The sequence below is a fragment of the Pseudomonas sp. FP2309 genome, from assembly GCF_030687575.1.
In the GTDB taxonomy this organism is placed as follows: Bacteria; Pseudomonadota; Gammaproteobacteria; order Pseudomonadales; family Pseudomonadaceae; genus Aquipseudomonas.
The window spans coordinates 2,688,499-2,705,155 of the sequence record NZ_CP117439.1 but is presented as its reverse complement, the minus strand read 5'-3'; the positions used below and the strand labels follow the sequence as shown (position 1 = coordinate 2,705,155).

The 16,657-nt window shown below is 59.8% G+C and carries 14 protein-coding genes; 7 read left to right on the top strand and 7 right to left on the bottom strand.

The genetic code is table 11. The features are described from left to right. The first annotated feature begins 20 nt into the window (after positions 1–20). Positions 21–929, top strand: a complete 909-nt coding sequence (locus PSH59_RS12310) for a LysR substrate-binding domain-containing protein (protein WP_248078813.1) — start codon at positions 21–23, stop codon at positions 927–929. Continuing rightward, positions 926–1,282 carry an MmcQ/YjbR family DNA-binding protein gene (locus tag PSH59_RS12305; RefSeq protein ID WP_248078811.1) on the top strand — a complete coding sequence of 119 codons (357 nt, stop codon included), beginning with the start codon at positions 926–928 and terminating at the stop codon, positions 1,280–1,282. Before PSH59_RS12310 ends, PSH59_RS12305 begins: the two co-directional genes overlap by 4 nt. On the opposite strand, the gene PSH59_RS12300 is transcribed toward PSH59_RS12305, so the two are convergent. Beyond that, a complete protein-coding gene (locus PSH59_RS12300) occupies positions 1,271–1,654 on the bottom strand; it encodes a DUF1294 domain-containing protein (RefSeq protein WP_248078809.1) in 384 nt (127 codons plus the stop codon). The genes PSH59_RS12305 and PSH59_RS12300 overlap by 12 nt on opposite strands. Beyond that, positions 1,651–2,481: an undecaprenyl-diphosphate phosphatase gene (locus tag PSH59_RS12295; RefSeq protein ID WP_248078807.1), complete on the bottom strand. Its 831-nt coding sequence runs from the start codon at positions 2,479–2,481 to the stop codon at positions 1,651–1,653. Before PSH59_RS12295 ends, PSH59_RS12300 begins: the two co-directional genes overlap by 4 nt. Positions 2,482–2,712: 231 nt before the next feature. Between PSH59_RS12295 and PSH59_RS12290 the strand changes: the two genes are divergently transcribed. From PSH59_RS12290 to PSH59_RS12280, 3 genes are all read left to right on the top strand, one after another. Then, positions 2,713–4,347 (top strand): methyl-accepting chemotaxis protein, encoded by a 1,635-nt coding sequence (locus PSH59_RS12290; RefSeq protein WP_248078804.1) that lies wholly within the window; start codon positions 2,713–2,715, stop codon positions 4,345–4,347. A gap of 208 nt (positions 4,348–4,555) precedes the next feature. Continuing rightward, positions 4,556–5,119 carry a nicotinamide riboside transporter PnuC gene (gene pnuC, locus PSH59_RS12285; RefSeq protein WP_305395188.1) on the top strand — a complete coding sequence of 188 codons (564 nt, stop codon included), beginning with the start codon at positions 4,556–4,558 and terminating at the stop codon, positions 5,117–5,119. Beyond that, positions 5,116–5,637: an AAA family ATPase gene (locus PSH59_RS12280; RefSeq protein ID WP_248078797.1), complete on the top strand. Its 522-nt coding sequence runs from the start codon at positions 5,116–5,118 to the stop codon at positions 5,635–5,637. The genes pnuC and PSH59_RS12280 overlap by 4 nt, the downstream gene beginning before the upstream one ends. A 47-nt stretch (positions 5,638–5,684) precedes the next feature. Here PSH59_RS12280 and ggt read toward each other — a convergent pair whose 3' ends face one another. Further along, positions 5,685–7,409: a gamma-glutamyltransferase gene (gene ggt, locus PSH59_RS12275; protein WP_248078794.1), complete on the bottom strand. Its 1,725-nt coding sequence runs from the start codon at positions 7,407–7,409 to the stop codon at positions 5,685–5,687. 216 nt (positions 7,410–7,625) lie between these two features. Between ggt and PSH59_RS12270 the strand changes: the two genes are divergently transcribed. Further along, on the top strand, positions 7,626–8,771 hold the full coding sequence (locus tag PSH59_RS12270) for a MalY/PatB family protein (protein WP_305395187.1): 1,146 nt from the start codon (positions 7,626–7,628) through the stop codon (positions 8,769–8,771). A gap of 52 nt (positions 8,772–8,823) precedes the next feature. On the opposite strand, the gene PSH59_RS12265 is transcribed toward PSH59_RS12270, so the two are convergent. From PSH59_RS12265 to PSH59_RS12250, 4 genes are all read right to left on the bottom strand, one after another. After that, positions 8,824–13,194 carry a hypothetical protein gene (locus tag PSH59_RS12265; RefSeq protein ID WP_305395186.1) on the bottom strand — a complete coding sequence of 1,457 codons (4,371 nt, stop codon included), beginning with the start codon at positions 13,192–13,194 and terminating at the stop codon, positions 8,824–8,826. Between the two features lie 233 nt (positions 13,195–13,427). After that, the gene (locus tag PSH59_RS12260) at positions 13,428–13,643 is read right to left on the bottom strand and encodes a molybdopterin-binding protein (protein ID WP_003173733.1); all 216 of its coding nucleotides are present in this window, start codon (positions 13,641–13,643) and stop codon (positions 13,428–13,430) included. 192 nt (positions 13,644–13,835) lie between these two features. Then, positions 13,836–14,753, bottom strand: a complete 918-nt coding sequence (locus tag PSH59_RS12255; protein WP_305395185.1) for a FecR domain-containing protein — start codon at positions 14,751–14,753, stop codon at positions 13,836–13,838. Continuing rightward, the gene (locus PSH59_RS12250) at positions 14,750–15,268 is read right to left on the bottom strand and encodes a sigma-70 family RNA polymerase sigma factor (RefSeq protein ID WP_248078786.1); all 519 of its coding nucleotides are present in this window, start codon (positions 15,266–15,268) and stop codon (positions 14,750–14,752) included. Before PSH59_RS12250 ends, PSH59_RS12255 begins: the two co-directional genes overlap by 4 nt. 263 nt (positions 15,269–15,531) lie before the next feature. On the opposite strand from PSH59_RS12250, the gene PSH59_RS12245 reads away from it, so the two are divergent. Next, complete coding sequence (locus PSH59_RS12245; RefSeq protein WP_305395184.1) at positions 15,532–16,653, top strand: hypothetical protein; 1,122 nt, start codon at positions 15,532–15,534, stop codon at positions 16,651–16,653. Positions 16,654–16,657: the final 4 nt, after the last annotated feature.

Here is a 16,657-nt window from a genome sequence, read left to right as displayed (position 1 = left end):
GACAGGACAATAGGCCGACCATGCAAGACCTCAATGACCTTTACTATTTCGCCAAAGTCGTCGAGGCCGGCGGTTTTGCCGCTGCCGGGCGTCTGATGGGCATTCCCAAGTCGCGGCTGTCGCGGCGCATCGCCGAGCTGGAAGAGCGCCTGGGCGCGCGCCTGTTGCAACGCACCACCCGCCAATTGACCCTCACCGCCGTCGGTGAACGCTACCTGCGCCATTGCCAGGCCATGCTGCTGGAGGCCGAGATGGCCGACGAGGCCGTGGCCAGTATGTCCAGTGAACCCCGTGGGCGTTTACGGGTGACGTGCCCGGTGGGGTTGGCACAAAACTTCATGCCGGATGTGGTCGCAGGTTTTTTAGCGGCTTACCCTCAGGTTCAGTTGGAAATGACCCTGGTCAACCGCCGGGTCGACCTGGTGGCCGAAGGCATCGACGTTGCTTTGCGTGTGCGCGAGCTGGGTGACGAGGACCCACTGCTGGTGACCAAGCGCCTGCGCCCTGCCCAGACTGCTTTGGTGGCCAGCCCGGGGTTCCTGCTCGGCAAACAGATCAATACCCTCGACGACCTCAAGCAACTGCCGATACTCGGCGCACTGGAGGCCGACCGCATGGTGCACCAGCGCCTGCTCGACCCTCAGGGCAATCCCCACGACCTGGTGATGGAACCGCGCCTGGGCATCGATGATTTCAATGTGCGCAAGGCCAGCGCCATCATGGGGTTGGGGTTTACCGTGCTGCCGCTGATGTATTGCGAAGAGGAACTGGCCAGTGGCCGCTTGGTGCAACTGCTGCCGCATTGGTCATTGCCGGGCGGCTGGTTACAGGCCGTGTACCCGCACCGGCGTGGCGTGCTGCCGGCCATTCGTGCCTGGATCGATTACCTGGAAGAGGGCTTTAAAAGCTGCGGAGATCGACTGCTATGAAGATGACCGAAGAACAGGTCGCCGCGTTCTGCCTCAGCCTGCCCGGCGCGCGGGAAGACTATAAATGGGGCGGCGTGCGCGTGTTCTCGATTGCCGGCAACAAGATGTTTGCGTTGCAGAACCTGCGCGGCGAGTCGCTGGCGTTCAAGGTCGATAAAGAACTGTTCCTCGGCCATGTGGACCGCCCCGGCATCCACCCCGCGCCGTACCTGGCTCGCGCGCAGTGGATCATCATGAACACGCCCTACCCGCTGGGCGCCGAAGAACTGCGTGGTTTGTTGCAACGCTCCCACCAACTGGTGGTGGGCAAGCTGCCCAAACGCACGCAGATCGGGTTGTTGCTAGAGCACTGACAACACGGTGCCGCCCAGGAACAACTGGTCTAACCAGAACACCTGGTGCAGCAACACGATCACCCAGAACAGCACCTGGTAAGACACCTTGCGCGTCTTGTGCCGGAACACCTGCTGGGCGATCAGCGCCCCCGGCCAGCCGCCCGCCAGTTCGACGGCGTGCAGGATGTTCTCAGGGATGCGCCAACGGTCGGTGCGGGCCTTTTGCTTGTCGCTCCAGTACAGCAGAAACGCGATCACGCTGACCACGCCATAAGCCAGCAGCGGCATCACGGTTTCGCCGCGATGCCACACCAATACCGAGCCCAACAACGGCGCCGTGCACAGCAGCGCAAAGATTGCGGCCTTCAGGCGCGGATGCTGGATGTTCATGCCTTGGCTGCCGCCCAATCGATCCAACCGAACTGCCAGGTGGCCAGAATCAGCAGGCCAAACCCGATGCGGTACCAGGCAAACGCCGCGTAGCTATGGCTGGCGATGAACTTGAGCAGGCCCTTGACCGCGATCATCGCGAAGATGAACGAGGTGATAAAACCCACCGCGAACACCGGCAAGTCCGCCGGTTGGAACAGGTCACGGTACTTATAGCCCGAGTACACCGCCGCGCCGACCATGGTAGGCATGGCCAGGAAGAACGAGAACTCCGTGGCGGTCTTGCGCGAGAGGCCGAACAGCAGGCCGCCAATGATGGTCGAGCCGGAGCGCGAGGTGCCCGGGATCATCGCCAGACACTGGGCAAAGCCCACCTTGAGCGCGTCTTTCCAGGTGATGTCGTCGACGGTCTGAGCATGCACTTCATGCTCACGGCGCTCGGCCCACAGCATGATGATGCCGCCCACCACCAGGGCCGTGGCCACAGTGATCGGGTTAAACAGGTAATGATGGATCAGGTCGGCGAAGATCACCCCCAGCACCACGGCCGGCAGGAACGCGATCAACAGGTTAACGGTGAAACGCTGGGCATTGCGCTGCGTGGGCAAGCCCGTCACGACGTCGAGGATCTTGCGCCGGAACTCCCAGACCACTGCCAAAATGGCGCCAAGCTGGATAATGATGTTGAACGCCATCGCACGCTCGCCGCCGAAGTCGAGCAAATCGGCGACGATGATCTGGTGGCCGGTGCTGGAGATCGGCAGGAACTCGGTCAGCCCCTCCACTACGCCAAGAATCAATGCCTGAATGGCAGTCCAAAAATCCATGCTTCCCCCAAAGGTCATGCGCCATGGCATGCCTTGTTAGTCTTTTTTAATGGTTCACTGACGACGAGCGCACTGAAGGCCGGCGTTGATAACGGTCAACGCCGGCCTGCAAAAATGCTGTGAAAATCAAGCAGTACTAAGGTTTTACGATTACGGGCCGAAAGCCTATCAGACAAGGCGTAAAAGTCGATGCAACGCCCACAATTATAAAAGCCCGGAGTGACAGGACGAATGAACAGTTTGCGCAACATGTCGATCAGCCGACGCCTGTGGCTGATCCTGATCGTCGCCGTGCTGATGCTGATGGCCCTGGGTTTGCTGATGCTCAAGCAGATCCACGACGACCTTTACCAGGCCAAGCGCCAACAGACCCAGCACGTGGTCCAGACCGCCAGCGGCATCCTGACGTTTTATCACTCACTCGAAACCACCGGTGTGATGACCCGCGAAGCGGCACAGAAACAAGCCCTGAGTGCTGTGCGCGGTTTGCGCTATGACCATGACGACTATTTCTGGATCAACGACCTCACCCCCGTGATGGTCATGCACCCGGCCAACCCCAAACTGGATGGCCAGAACCTGTCGGCCATTCGCGACCCTGACGGCTTTGCCATATTCAACGAGTTCGTCAGCCTGGCGAAGGCCAAGGGCGCCGGTATCGTCAACTACCGCTGGCCCAAGCCGGGTGCCGACGCACCGGTCGCCAAGACCTCATACATCCAATTGTTTGAACCCTGGGGCTGGATTATCGGCTCCGGCGTTTACGTGGACGACGTGCAGGCCGAATTCAACGCTCAGGTGTGGAAAGCGTCGTTTATCGTGCTGGGCATCGCGTTGGTGATGGGCTTGCTGGTGTCGTTGATCGCCCGCAGCATCGTGCGTCCGCTGCAGGCAGCGGTGAATGCCATGGGCAATATCGCCAGCGGCGAAAGCGACCTGACACGCAGCCTCGACACCCACGGCCGTGACGAAGTGACGCAACTGTCCCAGCACTTCAACAGCTTCACCGCCAAGCTGCGCCAAGTGGTCAGCCAGTTGCAATCCTGCGCCAACGCCCTGGGCCAGTCGTCCGCGGAGCTGGGCACCAACGCCAGCCAGGCCCATGACCGCAGCCAGCAGCAGTCACAGCAGATGGAACTGGTGGCCACCGCCATCAATGAAGTGACCTACGGCGTGCAGGACGTGGCCAAAAACGCCGAACACGCCGCCAGCGAGATGCGCGAAGCCCAAGCCCAGGCCCAGCAAGGCCAGGTGAATATCGACGGCAGCCTGCAACGGATCGACCAGCTCTCCACCACCATCAGCCAGGCCGTGGAAGTGATTCGCACCCTGTCCAGTGAAAGCACGCAGATTGGCGGTGTACTGGAAGTCATCCGCTCCATCGCCGACCAGACCAACCTGCTGGCCCTGAACGCTGCCATCGAAGCGGCGCGCGCCGGCGAGCAAGGTCGCGGGTTCGCCGTGGTGGCCGATGAGGTCCGTCTGCTGGCCCAGCGTACGCAAAAATCCACCGCCGAAATCCAGGTGATGATTGAGCGCCTGCAAAGCCACTCGGAAGCTGCGGTCAAGGTGATCAGTGACAGCCATAGCGCGTCGCAACTGACCATTGAGCAAGCGGGCCTGGCCGGTGAAAGCCTGAACGCCATCGGCCAGGCGCTGCGCAACCTCAACGGCCTGAACGCCTCGATCGCCAGCGCCACGCTGCAACAGGCCCACGTGGTGGAAGACATCAACCAGAACGTCACCCAAGCGGCGGGGTTGTCCCACAGCACGGCGGTCGCCGCGGAACAGTCGAGCCTGGCCAGTGCCCAGTTGCGCGGTTTGAGTGAGCAGTTGGATGGGTTGTTGCGCCAGTTCAAGGTGTGATGCTGCGGGAGCGGGCTGTGAAGCGGTGCCGGGAAGTAGCACGGTAAGGCATTTTTGTGGAACTGCTGCGCAGTCCGGCGCGGGGCAAGTTCGCTCTCCACGGCACGTTCGCCCATGGCGGCGAGCCCGGTCTCGACAAAGTCGGCGCCTGCACGAGGCCGTCTTTGGTTACAATCAGCGCCCTCTCCCACTCCCCAAAGGATCCGCCATGTCCGGGCTTGAACTGTTCGCCGCTGCCCTGGGGGTGATCGCTGTCTGGCTGACGGTCAAGCAAAACCCTTGGTGCTGGCCCATCGGCCTGGTGATGGTGCTGTTGTACACCTGGGTGTTTTATGACGTGAAACTCTATTCCGACATGCTGCTGCAGGTGGTCTACGCCGGCCTGCAATTGTATGGCTGGTGGCAATGGACCCGCGCCGGCGAGGTCAGGCAAGGCCGCCAGGTCAGCAGCCTGGGTTGGCCGGCGATCATCACCAGCCTGGCCATCGGCGCAACGGGCAGCCTGTTGCTCGGTGCCGCCATGGCCCACTGGACCGACGCCGCCCAACCGTGGCTCGACGCCGCCCTCACCGGCTTCAGCCTGGTGGCGCAAATGTGGATGGCGCAAAAACGCGTGCAGTGCTGGCCGTTGTGGATCGTCGTCGACGTGATATTCGTCGGGCTGTTCCTCTATAAAGGCCTCTATCTCACCGCTGCGCTCTATGCTTTGTTCACCGTGATCGCCGTGCAAGGCTGGCGCGAATGGCGCGCCGACCCGGCGCTGCAATCGTGAAGGTGGTGGTGTTGGCGGGCCCCGAGTCCAGCGGTAAAAGCTGGCTGGCCGCCGAGTTGCACGCGCAGTTCGGTGGTTTGATGGTGGGCGAATACGTTCGGCACTTTATCGATCACCATCAGCGCGATACGTGCCTGGCGGACATCCCCGCCATCGCCCACGGCCAACTGGCGTGGGAAGACGCTGCGCGCGCAGCGCAACCCCACCTGCTGATCCTCGACACTCACCTGCTCACCAACAAGCTGTGGAGCCAGACCCTGTTCGGCGACTACCCGGCGTGGCTCGACGATGAGCTGCTGGCCCGTGATTACGACCTGCACCTGCTGCTCTCGCCCGAAGAGGTGGAGTGGACCGCCGACGGCCAGCGTTGCCAACCGGAACTGGCGGACCGGCGTGCATTCTTCCAGGACAGCCTGGCGTGGCTGCAACAGCACCACCAGCCCATGCGGGTCATCAGCGGAGATTGGGAGGCGCGCCGCGCCGCAGCGTTTGCTGCGGTAGAACAGCTCTTGCGGTGAGCGGGCTCCCTCCCAACAGCAAGCCCGCTGATAACAGGACGGCGAGGTTAGTAGCCCAGGGACAGGCCAGTGTTGCGCCGTGGGTCATTCGCGCCGTAGAAGCGGTTGTTACCCACCGGTTTACCGTCTAACGAAGGCGCCCCTACCAGAATCGCCGCCAAGTGGTTGGCATCCTGCGGCCCTGCAAACGTGTGGCCCCAGCTTTCGAGGATTTTCTGGGTGTCCGGGCTGACGGCAAAGGTTTCCAGGTTGGTGGTTTGCGGCATCCACTGTTGGTGGAAACGCGGCGCGTCCACCGCTTCCTGAATGTTCATCTTGTAGTCGATCACGTTCAGGATCGTCAGCAGGGTTGCGGTAATGATGCGACTGCCGCCAGGCGTGCCCACCACCATCACGGCCTTGCCATCTTTGGTCACGATGGTCGGGCTCATCGACGACAGCGGCGCCTTGCCAGGGGCGATGGCGTTGGCTTCGCCCTGAACCAGCCCGTACATGTTCGGCACGCCGACCTTGACCGTGAAATCATCCATTTCGTCATTGAGGATCACCCCGGTCTTGCTGGCCATCACGCCCGCGCCGAACCAGTCGTTAAGGGTGTACGTGACGGAGACCGCGTTGCCCCACTTGTCGACGATGGAATAGTGCGTGGTGTTGTTGCCTTCATGGGGCGACACGCCCGGTTTGATCGCCTGGGAATCCCCGGCTTTCTGCGGTTCGATGGCGGCGCGCAGTTTGGTGGCGTAGTCCTTGTCCAGCAGGTGGGCGATCGGGTTCTTCACGAAATCCGGATCGCCAAGGTAGCTGTTACGGTCCACATAGGCGTGGCGCATCGCTTCGATCTGATAATGCAGACCCTGCGCCGAGTGGTAGCCGAGCTCGGCCATCGGGTAGCCTTCGAGGATGTTCATGATCTGGCAGATCACCACACCGCCCGAGCTCGGCGGCGGCGCGGAAACCACGTGGTAGCCGCGGTAGTCACACTCGATGGGCGCCAGTTCACGGGTCTTGTAGGTGTCGAGGTCCGCCTGGGTGATGATGCCTTTGCCGGCCTGGCTGGAATCGACCAATGCCTTGGCCACCCAGCCTTTATAGAAACCGTCGGTGCCCTTGGCGGAGATCTCCTTGAGGGTCTTGGCCAGGTCCTTCTGCACCAGCTTCTGGCCGACCTGCAGCGGCTGGCCGTTGTGCAGGAAGATGCCGCGCAGGTCCTTGTCTTTCTCGAACTCGCCGGTGGCGGTGTGCAGCAGGTCGATATCACCCTGCTCCAGGGCAAAGCCGTTTTCCGCCAGCTTGATCGCCGGGGCAATCACCTGGGCGCGCTTGAGGGTGCCGTATTTGCTCAGGGCCAGCTCCATGCCGGAGACCGTGCCGGGCACGCCGACCGCCAGGTGGCCCTTGGCGCTCAGGCCTTCAATGACGTTGCCGTCCTTGTCCAGGTACATGTTGGCGGTCGCCGCCAGCGGGGCTTTTTCGCGGAAGTCGAGGAAGGTCTTGCGCCCGTCCGCCAGTTGCACGGTCATGAAACCGCCGCCGCCCAGGTTACCCGCCGCCGGGTAGACCACCGCCAGTGCGTAGCCCACCGCCACCGCCGCATCCACCGCGTTGCCGCCGGCCTTGAGCACGTCCACGCCCACATGAGTGGCCAAATGCTGTGCCGTGACCACCATGCCGTTTTCACCGGCCACCGGGGCCTGGGAAGCGGCATGCACACCACTGACCGTCAACACCAGGGCAGTGGCAATCAAGGTTCGGCTGAAGGGTTGGTATTTCATCCATGGCTACTCTGATTATTGAGATGCACCAAAATAGCCCGTTGCGCGTTCAATCCCCAGCGCAATGGCGTTTTTATTACAGAACTTGTCGGTCACGGAACGGCGCAAAACGCCGTTGCTCTTTTCTGCGCTCAAGCTGTTGTACCCTCGCCTATCAAAAGAATGGCGCTAGAATCAGCGCCATCCTTCGTTAGCCTTCCTGACACGAGTCCCGCCATGAGCTTTGATTTCGACACGATCCACCCCCGTCTCGGCACCGGCAGCACCAAGTGGAGCCGTTACCCGGCCGATGTCTTGCCGATGTGGATCGCCGATATGGACATCGCTGCGCCGCCCGCCGTGCTGCATGCCCTGCATGAGCGCCTGAACCAGCAGATCCTCGGCTACAGCGTGGCCGGGCCTGACGTGCGCGAAGCCATCGTGGCCGACCTGTGGGCCAAATACGCCTGGCGCGTGCTGCCCGAAGAGCTGCTGTTTCTGCCTGGCGTGGAGCCGGGCTTCAATATGGCCCTGCACGCATTTGTGCAACCCGGCCAACCGGTGGTGCTGCAAACCCCGAACTACCGCCCGATTCGCCTGGCGCCGGGGCACTGGAACCTGCCGCGTATCGAAGTGCCGTTCGAATTGATCGACGGCCAATACCTCACGCCAATGCCCGCCATGCGCCAGGCGCTCAGCGGTGCCGGCGCGCTGCTGCTGAGCAACCCGCACAACCCCATGGGCAAGGTATTCCCCCGTGAAGAATTGTTGGCACTGGCCACCGCTTGCCTGGATCAGGGCGCACTGATCATCAGTGACGAAATCCATGCCGAGCTATGCTTCGATGGCCGCCGCCATATCCCCACCGCGAGCCTGAGCCCAGAGATCGCACAGCGCACCATTACGCTGATGTCGGCCAGCAAGGCCTACAACGTGGCGGGCCTGAAAACCTGCTTTGCGGTGATCCAGAATGCCGACATTCGCGAGCGTTTCAACAACGCCCGGTGCGGCATGGTCGACAGCGTCAGCCCACTGGGCCTGGAGGCCACCCGCGCCGCCTACAGCCAATGCGGCGAGTGGCTCGACGCGCTCAAGCACTATCTGCAAGCCAACCGCGACTACTTGCTCAATGCCGTACAGACCCGCTTGCCCGGCGTGGTGATGCATGCGCCCCAAGGCACCTTCCTCGCCTGGCTCGATTGCAGCGCCCTGGGCTTGGACGACCCGCAACGGTTCTTCCTGGAGCAGGCCAAGGTCGGCTTGAGTGCGGGGATCGAATTCGGCGATGACAGCCAGCAGTTCGTGCGCCTGAACTTCGGCTGCCCACGGGCGTTGCTGGAAGAAGGCTTGCAGCGCATGGAGCGCAGTTTGCGCAACCGCTGAACCAGGCTGGCACCCGATGGGTGCCAGCCAGTGCGTGAAGGCGCCTCGCGCCTTATGCCGGTTTTGTATCGGTAGTAACCCTCATGCTGGTCACTTTGGGAATGCGTTCGGCGGAACCGTCCTGAGCCGCAGCGGTGATCGTCATCATGACACCATCACGGGTGATAAAAGTCGTCCGTGCTTTAACGTCACCGGAGCCCTTGGAGAACGCACTCTTGAGGACCAGCTTCTGCCGTTCCGCCGGTTCACCCGTCAGGTCAGCCGACAAATCACCTTGCGGCGAAACATGCCAGCCCGAGATCTGGGCAGCGCTGTAGTCCAGCCTGACTATATTGTCGGCCGGGTCATCGATCGTCACACCCAGGTTGTTCCGGTTAATGATGTAAGTGTTGAATCCGCCCTCTCCATGGATTTCGGCACCACCGTTGACCACCACGACGTTCGCGCCTTTGCCGGTGTAGAGCACATCACGGTGACCATTGAGGGTGAACCTGTTGTTCTCATCATTGCCTCTGATAAAACTCTCGCCCTTCTCCACCGTAGTCGCGTTGGAAAATGCCTGGAAGTGCGCGATTTTTTTCAGGCCTTCTTTATTGGACTGTTGAGTTTTTATCGAAACAGTCTGGGACCTGAAGTCGATAGCGTGACCTTTGTACTCGCTGGTTTTGCGCTGCCCGTCCTCCTCGTAGGACGTGCTGAGCGGCCCACTGAACGACAGAGTGTTAAGCCCTGCGCCGCCATTGAGTGAGGTTTGCCGCGGGCTGAAGCCATCCTTTTCGGTTTCGCCAACCTGCCTGGCCTGCTCCAGTACCTGGCGTGCATCCGCGTTGAAAATCACCGTGTCGTCGGCGTTGCCGCCGTTTATCCCTTTTTTGCCGCCGCCCAGCAAAAAGAAGTTGGGTTTTTGCTCGATACCCGAGACCCAATCATCGCCGTCACCCAAGTCCCAGAGTGTGGCTTTGCTTTCGCCCAGCTCGCCTTCCACAGCGTTAACGGGCTTGTCGTTCCAAGCGGTAAGAGCGCCTGAAATATGGTCGTTGCCGCCTTTGACGCTGACGCCTGGTACCTGGCCGTTGATTTTGATCAAGCTCAGCGGCCACGTAATCGGCGAATACCACAACGTCGGCGTCAGCTTGACCTTCCCAGGGACTTTTTTAGCTTCCACTTCGGCAGAGCCAAAAATCACCCGTTCGAAGTACTGTTTGCCGCCGTCTTGCAGGAACGCCTCGTAGCGCGCCCTGTTCTTTTCGTCGTACTCCTTGGAATACTTGGCCTCCAGGTAGGGTTTTATCACGTCGAAGCCTGGCTCGAACCCGAGAAATGACTTCACCCCGACCACGAATTTTTGCTGGCCTGAGAGGGGCGTATATTTTTCAATGTCCTCCACCACACGCACCGCCGTATAGATCGCCTGAGCAGCCATCAACGCCCCGGCAATAATCAACCCCGCAGGCCCTGCCGCACTTGAGCCCATCAGGAAGGCCGCCGTCAGGGTCAGCGAAACTGCGGCATTGGCCACTGAAAATGCGCCGTTGACGTAGTGATCCTGAGCGTCCTTACCTGTGCTTTTGGCGGCCTTGTTGAACGAGTCGATCGCGTTGTGAATCTCAAACGGTACGCTCAATGCAGTACCGGCAGCACCGCCGATTTTCCCTATCAATTTTCCGACCGTTAAGGCTTTGAAACCGGCGATTGACGGCGCAGCGCCGCTGATCGCCTTCTGCGCCAGCTTGTTCATGCCCGCTTCCACACCCATCCCGACATAATCGCTCGCCACAGCACCGAGGGTTATCGCGCCTTCAGTGGTCTTGCCGCTCTGGAAGTTTGCAATGGCACTGCGTAACCCCTGATACGTGCTGAACGCCTGGAATCCCAGCCCTGCAGATGTCTTAGCCCCGCTCGCGTCTGACGCTTGAGGCGCGAAAAAGTCGGAGGGCAGCGGTTGCTTGCTCTGCTCAAAGCGCTGTAGCAATGCATGTTGTTCGGAGGTGTCATGGACTAACTTCTGCAAGGGTTCAGGCACGGCGGTGCTGCTTGACGTGCTGAACAGCGGCGCGCCCTCCACGCCACGATGACTGCCTATCTCAGAAATCAGGCTGGCGACGCGGTCGCCCACGTCATTCGAAGTGCCTTTCAAGTACCCTTTGAAATGCTCGAGATCGACCTGGAGCCTGTTGCACAATTGACGACCCTCCGCATCGCCAGGTAAAGGGTTTTCAATGGGGTTTCCATCGACGGTGGCGCCCATTTTATAAAGCTCCACGCGGCTTACATTGAGCTCTCCAAGACGTATCGGAGGACGGCTGGCATCGAGCTGCTGCAGACGGGCAACCTGGGCTTCATCGATCGTTGTGACGTGGGGAGACGATGTTGCCGGCACGCCGTTGCGCGTGCCTTCAGCGGATGAAATCAAGCTGTCGAGCGAGGCTTTGACTGCACTGTCGAGTTTTCCGTCGCAGACGCGCGCGGTGTAGGCCTCCGAAATAAAATCACGAGGGGTCCGCCCGGCACGTTGGCTAAGTGCCTGATCGCTGCTGCTGTAAGGGTCCTGGTTGTTCAACAACGTCAGGAACTGTTTAGGTTTGGCTGTGTAGTAGCCATGCAACCCCAACTCCCCGACAATCAGCGCGGCCTGCTTTTGGGCGATGGCATCGGCAAGATTATCGCCAGCCTGGCGGCCCACTCGATCGGCCACAGTGCCGTTACCGGCAGCGGGAGGCGCGAAGAAGTCATCGCCGACAATCAGCGTGGGAACAGGCCCCAAACGGATATGCGTGCGCGCGTGATCGCCTGGTTTGGCGATCACCACATTGACATCGGTGCCCAGCAGGTTGGCGGTCTGTGGATCGTTCTGATGAATTTTCTCCAGTGCCGCACTCACGGCTTTCGTAACGGCCTTCGTGCGGCCGGGGTCGGCGTTTTTAGAGGTGACGACATTCACGGCTGCATAAGGGGCGTATTCGGTATGGTATTTCTTTGGCGAACCAAGTTCGGCCTCGGCCAGCCCGACACGATCCCCCTCCATGCTCTCAAAGGCGTAAGGATACTCAGTGGGCGCCGCAGCCTCGTTTATGACATTGACTAACTTTTGCGCCAGCGCCCTCATTGCCGTCAGTTGCATCGCGTCCGGGTGATTCTCAATAAAGGCCTGGGCTGCGCTCAGCACAGTTTTGGCCTCGTGATACTGCGACATGCCCTTGGCGTCATGCAGCTTTTTCAACCCGTTCGCCACCGCGTCATAGTCCGCCTTTGCGGCAGCGTCCGGTGCTGAAGTCTGACTGCGAAAATCATCGGCCAATGGCAAGCGTGAGGCGTTGATTATCTTGGCTGAATCAAGACCGTCCAACGGGGCGTCGTACATGAACTTGACGCCGATATGGTCAGGAGAAACCTCGGGGATATGCGTCGGGTTGAAGACACTCAGAATGTATTTAGGGTGTTGAAAGTAGCCGCCAGGCACGGCAGGGGTGAAAGCGCCGCTGAGCTCGCCCGTGAATAATTTATTCAACCCTTCTTCAAAGCGCGCATAAGAAGAAAATTCGATCAGACCAATATTGGGGTCGCTGTAATAGTAAGTCCTGTTCTGGTTGGCATCGACGATCACACCTGCCGTAACACGATGGTCATCCCCGTTAATCAACAAGGTTTTAGTGGCAGGCGAATCCTTGAGTTGAGGTGCGATCTCGGTATAAGGCGCCAGGGTTGTGGTGCTCGGATCGTTGGCGAGCTTGCGGTATTTTGTGTAGGCCTGAACATCGGCAAGTTTCTCAAAAAACAGCCTTGATTCAGGCGCGTCCGGGTTGGCTACCGCCTGAAAAACGTTACCCAGAAAAATATGCTGTTTACCCTCTGCCGCCGCCAGCGACAAAAGGTGGGAAATCCCTGAACATTGCCCCTGAGACAGCTTGTTAATCATCGAAAGATAGTAGCCTTGGGGCATCGGCGTCACCTTGACACCATTACCTGACATTACCTTTGTAAACAGACTGACAAACACTTGGCTGTCATTGATAAGTCGCTGCTCACTGAGGCGTTGAAGTGCGCCGAGTTGCTCAGGCGAATACGATTGATCCACGCCCAGCCGCAACAGGGCCAAGTCGCTCATGGAAGCGAAATAACCCGGCAATTGCACTGACGAAGGCGTGTTGTAACCTTTCAAATAAGCGCTGGACTGTTTGCCCGTCTTGGCCTGAACGACCTTGTTGTGAAAGACCTTGAGTACATCCGCATCCGGAACAGCGGCAGCGGCAGCGGCAGCGGCAGCGGCAGCGGCAGCGGGCAATGGAGCCGGCGTACCTGTTTCATCACGGCGTACGCGGCGGCCGCCAGGTGAACCCTGTTGCAGCCCCCGCGACAGGGTTGCATTGAACGACGAACCATCCGGAAAAAAGAGGGAGGAGGAATCAGATGACGATAGCTTCATGAGCAACTCTTACACGCATAATTATTGGCGACCTCCCTTTATGTTTTTACTCCTTCGCCAATCACCCTAACAACGGCACAAAAGACACTCCTATCAGATTTTTCTGGCCTTGTTTTTTAAACGCGTTATAAAAAAGTTCCATGCTGCGCAGCGTTGAATAAGTAAACAGAAAAGTCCTGCATGGGTTCGTGTCGACCACCAAAGAGCAAGCTACCCCTGCGTTCGGTCAAGCTTCAGAGTTTGGCAATTGAAACTTCGGTCGACTTCACGAAAGCGATCACTTCACTGCCAACTTTGAGTTCCAAGTCGCGCACCGAGCGGGTGGTGATAACGGATGTCACGATACCGGACGCGGTTTGCACGTCGATTTCCGATACCACTTCCCCCAGCAGAATTTCTTTGATCACGCCTTTGAACTGGTTACGCACGTTGATCGCTTTAATGGTCATGTCGGCTTTCCTTTTGGCTGTTGGGTCAATCCGCACGAATGCGCAGGCCCTCAACATGCACTTTCAGAACCGACATTAAAAGGAATATGTAGATCTTTATTTATTCCATACGGAACTATAAAGAGCATTCACGCGCCGACCCTGATCGTTAAGCCGCCCCCAATACGACGCATCCGCTGGCGTCCACTGGATCTAAGCCATCTTGCGCAACGTCACCCAATACCGCGTCCGCGCCTGCACCTCCAAGCCTAATGTAGAGGCCAGCAGGTTGAGGATGCGGTCGGTGTCGTCCAGGCGGAAACTGCCGCTAACCCGCAAACGCTCCAGGCTCGGTTCCCAGCGCAGCACGCCGGGGCGATAGCGCTGCAACTCGCGCAAAAAGTCACCGAGCCCTTGGTTCTGCGCGGTCAGCACGCCGTCGCGCCAGCCCAGTTGCAGTACATCAAATGGCGCCCACGCACCAAGGCCGCCGGCCTTGAGTGACGCTTGCTGGCCAGTCGGAAGGCTCGTGCTGTTGCCATTCAACTCCCGCACCTGCACCGCGCCGCTCAGCACCGACACCAGACAACCGGACGCCTTTTGCCGCACACAGACATCAGCCGCGCCGACCAGTAACTGGCCATAACGGGTGTGCACCGTCATCGCCGCCGCACCTGGTACGTTCAAGGCCAGTTCGCCATCGACCAAGCTGATGCGCCGTTGCGCCAGGTCAACGTCCACCGCCGTCGCCGTATTGAGTTGCAGGCTGGCGCCGTCGGGCAAGGGCAGGCGCGTGCGCTCGCCAGTGGCGGTATGCAGGTCGGCGCGCCAGGTGTCGATGGGCAATTGACGGCTGATCAACCAAGCGGTCGGCAGCAACGCCGCCACGCCCAGGGCACGCTTGAGCACGGCACGGCGCGAGGGTTGTGGACGGTCGAGGCTGGCCATGGCGAGGGCGTGAGGCAAGCCACTGAAACGCTGACGCAGGGCTTGGGCTTTCTGCCAGGTGTGTTCGTGTTGAGGATGGCTGTCGCGCCAGTGCTGCAACGCGGCGTGGTCACGCTCGGTCGCCGCACCGGACTCCAGCAGCGCCAGCCACTGGGCGGCGGCGCGGGCCACATCGCGGCTCACAGCTCCACCAGCAGGCAGTGCTCGTAGGCCTGAGCCATATAGCGTTTGACCGTGCGCTCGGACACCTGCAGACGCTCGGCAATCTCGCGATAGCCCAAGCCTTCCAGCTGGCTCCACAGAAACGCGCGACGCACCAGCACCGGCAAGCCGTCGAGCAATTCATCCAAGGCTTGCAGGGACTCCAGCACCAGCCAACGTTGTTCGGGGGATGGCACACAGGCTTCGGGCAGGTTGGCCAGGGCATCCAGGTAGGCCTGCTCGAGGCTGCGCCGCTGATGAAAATTGACCAGCAGGCGTTTGCCCACCGTCACCAGGTAAGCCCTCGGCTCCTGCACCTGTGTCAGCGGTTGGGCACTGGCCAGCACGCGCATAAACGTGTCCTGGCTCAGGTCGGCCGCATCCCAGGCGTTGCCCAGACGCCGGCGCAGCCAGCCTTCCAGCCAACTGCGGTGGTCACGGTACAGGCTCGACAGCGTCAGTTCGGGGGCATGCGTCGGGGCAACAGCATCATTCATGGCAAGCAACCTGCACGGCGCGAGTGAGTCTCAAATGAGATTCATTCTATTTAATATCGCGCCGCTGCACCATGGTCTTTTCAACATTGGGTTTAAAGCACGCACGCCGCCTCGGTTCAACAGCACCCTGACCGCGTTGCGGGCTGGACCCCGCGCCGCCTGTCAAGCGATGAGACTCAGTTGGCGCTGGCCTGTTGCCTGAGGCTTCTGACAACATGACCAGCCGTGAACGCTGAGTTCCGACTGACAGGAGTCAACCTGATATGACCGTCGCATCCCTGATGTTTGCCACCAGCTTCCCCATTGCGTTTACCGATCATTTGGTCAGCAATACAATCGGCACGCTTATCCCGCCGATCACCCCAATCAGCGGCGCGGAAACACGCGTAGGCGTGAATGGCGATATTCCGGTGGGGCTGGGTCTGAAACTGTGGGAGTCGCGGGCAGATGTTCACTTGCTTTATGCGGGGTCCATCGTGGATGCCAACAAGATTCTTGACATGATTGAACTGGCGCTCCAGCGGGAAACCTACAGCAGAAAAATCAACCAGCAGATTAAGAGGTTCGTCGCCCAGTCAGGCCTGAACGCGAGTTTTATCGTTGTCTACTTGAGCCACCGCGGGCGAGTAAGTTTTTGCAGCAGCGACGAGGCACAACACTATATCGACAAGCACTTTCGTCGCGTTGTCATGATTGGTAGCGGCAAACCTGCGCTGGTCCAGATCATCAACACCGTGTCCGGGCAGTTGAAAGCGCCATTGCCCAGCCTGAAACATGATCAAACCGGCCATGTGTTTCAAGCCATTGCCCGCTCATTGGCGGTGGTTGCTCGGTCCACCATTGACTACATGAGCGGCAGTGCATCGTCATTTGCGGCCCAGTCAACGGGTGGTTATTTCTGTATCTCCTATTTTCTCGATCTCTACTGGCGGGACCAGGCGCCCCCCGCCTTCCTGGACAACAGCCTGTGCCAGATCTTCACTGAAGCCGATGTCGATCAGATCTATCTCACGCGCCTGATCGTTTCCCAGCGCGCACCAGGCCTCGGTTACATGGATGTCTTTGTTTTTGTCGGTCGCCAGCCGATTTCGCTGAATGACACGGTGATAAGCCTGCCGCTGAGCAGTTTCAGCCATACCTCAATCGCTAACGTACGCAAGCAATCCACCCATAACCCCATGGACCCTTTGGGGCGACGCCTGGACCTTTTTCAAATCATCGCCTATGCCGCTTTGCCCATGAACGGACGCATCACACGAACACACACTGTCGAGTTCAGTGCCGCAGTGGCCGTCGACCTGACAGACACTCATCAGGCCATAGAGCTCACCCTGCATCGTCCATTGATCGCCAAACTGTGGGCGCGCCTTTTGAAGGCGTTTTAGGCCT

Coding starts and splice junctions, on each gene's coding strand:
- PSH59_RS12310 (WP_248078813.1), top strand. CDS start 21: ATGCAAGACCTCAATGACCTTTACTATTTCGCCAAAGTCGTCGAGGCC.
- PSH59_RS12305 (WP_248078811.1), top strand. CDS start 926: ATGAAGATGACCGAAGAACAGGTCGCCGCGTTCTGCCTCAGCCTGCCC.
- PSH59_RS12300 (WP_248078809.1), bottom strand. CDS start 1,654: ATGAACATCCAGCATCCGCGCCTGAAGGCCGCAATCTTTGCGCTGCTG.
- PSH59_RS12295 (WP_248078807.1), bottom strand. CDS start 2,481: ATGGATTTTTGGACTGCCATTCAGGCATTGATTCTTGGCGTAGTGGAG.
- PSH59_RS12290 (WP_248078804.1), top strand. CDS start 2,713: ATGAACAGTTTGCGCAACATGTCGATCAGCCGACGCCTGTGGCTGATC.
- pnuC (WP_305395188.1), top strand. CDS start 4,556: ATGTCCGGGCTTGAACTGTTCGCCGCTGCCCTGGGGGTGATCGCTGTC.
- ggt (WP_248078794.1), bottom strand. CDS start 7,409: ATGAAATACCAACCCTTCAGCCGAACCTTGATTGCCACTGCCCTGGTG.
- PSH59_RS12270 (WP_305395187.1), top strand. CDS start 7,626: ATGAGCTTTGATTTCGACACGATCCACCCCCGTCTCGGCACCGGCAGC.
- PSH59_RS12265 (WP_305395186.1), bottom strand. CDS start 13,194: ATGAAGCTATCGTCATCTGATTCCTCCTCCCTCTTTTTTCCGGATGGT.
- PSH59_RS12260 (WP_003173733.1), bottom strand. CDS start 13,643: ATGACCATTAAAGCGATCAACGTGCGTAACCAGTTCAAAGGCGTGATC.
- PSH59_RS12250 (WP_248078786.1), bottom strand. CDS start 15,268: ATGAATGATGCTGTTGCCCCGACGCATGCCCCCGAACTGACGCTGTCG.
- PSH59_RS12245 (WP_305395184.1), top strand. CDS start 15,532: ATGACCGTCGCATCCCTGATGTTTGCCACCAGCTTCCCCATTGCGTTT.